Origin of the sequence: Mesorhizobium sp. M2A.F.Ca.ET.067.02.1.1, assembly GCF_004023285.1 — a bacterium.
GTDB lineage: Bacteria > Pseudomonadota > Alphaproteobacteria > Rhizobiales > Rhizobiaceae > Mesorhizobium.
The window spans coordinates 1-2220 of the sequence record NZ_RZSB01000884.1 but is presented as its reverse complement, the minus strand read 5'-3'; the positions used below and the strand labels follow the sequence as shown (position 1 = coordinate 2220).

2 protein-coding genes and 1 pseudogene are annotated in these 2220 nt (G+C 66.4%); all 3 read left to right on the top strand.

Features of this window, described 5'->3' with window-relative positions; all coding sequences use genetic code 11:
• A partial coding sequence (locus EOA28_RS33220) for a copper-translocating P-type ATPase (RefSeq protein WP_148671022.1) occupies positions 1 to 1594 on the top strand: 1594 nt, incomplete at its 5' end.
• Between the two features lie 43 nt (positions 1595 to 1637).
• Positions 1638 to 2027, top strand: coding sequence for a DUF305 domain-containing protein (locus tag EOA28_RS33215; protein WP_127249402.1), 390 nt, complete (start codon positions 1638 to 1640; stop codon positions 2025 to 2027).
• Between the two features lie 89 nt (positions 2028 to 2116).
• Positions 2117 to 2220, top strand: a pseudogene (locus tag EOA28_RS41210) (aldo/keto reductase); the annotation flags it as partial.

Sequence of the window (2220 nt, the reverse complement as noted above, 5' to 3'; positions counted from 1 at the left end):
ACTCAGGGCCCGCGAGCGCACCGGCTCGGCCATTCGCGCGCTCCTCGACCTTGCCCCGAAAACGGCGCGTCTGATCGGCGCCGACGGTTCCGAGAAGGATGTGCCGCTCGACAGCGTGCAGACGGGCGACCGGCTGCGCATTCGTCCGGGCGACGCCGTTCCGGTCGACGGCACCGTGCTGGAAGGTCGCTCGGCGATCGACGAATCGATGATCACGGGCGAGCCGCTGCCGGTCGAAAAGACGGAAGGCTCCGCGCTTACCGGCGGCACGCTGAACAAGAACGGCTCGCTGGTCATGCGCGCCGAGAAGGGCGGCGCCGAGACCACGCTGTCGCGCATCGTCGAGATGGTCGCCAAGGCGCAGCGCTCGCGCGCGCCGATTCAGGGGCTGGCCGACCGCGTGTCCTTCTATTTCGTGCCGGCCGTGGTGCTCGTCGCCATCATCGCCTTCGTCGCCTGGGCGTTCCTCGGCCCAGAGCCCAGCCTGATCTTCGCCATCGTCTCGGCTGTGTCGGTGCTGATCATCGCCTGTCCCTGCGCGCTCGGTCTGGCGACGCCGATGTCGATCATGACGGCGACCGGCCGCGGCGCGCATGCCGGCGTGCTCATCAAGGAAGCGGCGGCGCTGGAGCGTTTCGCCTCGGTCGACACGCTGATCGTCGACAAGACCGGCACGCTGACCGAAGGCAAGCCGCGGCTTACCGATGTCGTCGCGGCCGGAAATATCGATGAGAACGATCTGCTGGGTCTTGCCGCCGCGCTCGAAAAGGGCTCGGAGCATCCGCTGGCCGAGGCGATCGTCGAGGGCGCCGCCGCGCGCGGCCTGAAGCTGGCCGAAGCCGTCGATTTCGAAGCCGTCACCGGCAAGGGCGTCTCGGGCACGGTTACGGGCAGGAAGGTCGCGCTCGGCAATGCGGCGATGATGGCGGACCTCGGCGTCGAAACGCCGGCGGCCAATGCCGAGGCGATGCAGGCCGAAGGCAAGACGGCCATGTTCGTGGCCGTCGACGGCGGCTTCGCCGGCATCGTCGCAGTGGCCGATCCCGTGAAGGCAACGACGGCCGAGGCGATCAAGGCCCTGCACGATAGGGGTCTGAGGATCATCATGGCAACCGGCGACAACGAGCGCACGGCAAAAGCGATCGCCGGCAAGCTTGGCATCGACGAGGTCCGCGCCGGCCTGCTGCCGGATGAGAAGGGCGCGCTGGTCGAGCAGCTGCGCGCGAGCGGCGCTGGCGTGGCCATGGCCGGAGACGGCGTCAACGATGCGCCGGCGCTGGCCGGCGCCGATGTCGGCATCGCCATGGGCACCGGCGCCGATGTCGCGGTCGAAAGCGCCGGCATCACGCTGGTCAAGGGTGACCTCAACGGCATCGTCAGGGCGCGCACGCTGGCCCAGGCGACGATCCGCAACATCCGCCAGAACCTGTTCTTCGCCTTCCTCTACAACGTGCTTGGCGTGCCGGTCGCGGCCGGCGTGCTCTATCCGCTCACCGGCACGCTTCTGTCGCCGATGATAGCGGCGGCGGCGATGAGCCTGTCGTCGGTGTCGGTCATTGCCAATGCTTTGCGACTGACGACGTTGAAACTCTGAAGGAAGCTCCCAGATACGAACCTCAACCACAAGGAGACCTTGAATGACCCTGGCCAAGAAAATCGTGCTGCTTTTGATGGCGGCGGGAATGCTGCTTGCCGTCTTCCTCGAAAGCGTGCCGGCCTCGTCGGAGGAGATGAAGCACGACATGTCCAAGATGGCCATGGGCGCCCAGAGCCCGGCCACGGCGGGCTATGAGGCGGCAATGAAGAAGATGCACAAGGACATGGCGATCAAATACACCGGCAATGCCGATGTCGATTTCGTCCGTGGCATGATCCCGCATCATCAGGGCGCCATCGACATGGCCAAGGTGGTGATCGCCAACGGCAAGGATCCGGAAATCCGCAAGCTCGCCGAAGGCGTGGTCAAGGCGCAGGAAGCCGAGATCAAGGAAATGAAAGACTGGCTCGCCAAGCACCCGGCGAAGTAGCCGCTACCGGGAAATCCAAGCGGCCAGACGGCTTTGGTCTGGATTTCCGGTTGTGGCTATGCTGCCATCTGGCCCACGCGGAGGAAGCCATGCCGTCAACAGTCAGGACCCTCAAGCTGCCGTCCGGCGAGGCCGTTCCGGTGCTGGGCCAGGGCACCTGGAAGATGGGGGAGGACCGCAGGCGCCGCACCGA

What these genes read in the sequence shown, in the direction of transcription:
- EOA28_RS33215 (WP_127249402.1), top strand. Translation starts at nt 1,638, where the DNA reads ATGACCCTGGCCAAGAAAATCGTGCTGCTTTTGATGGCGGCGGGAATG.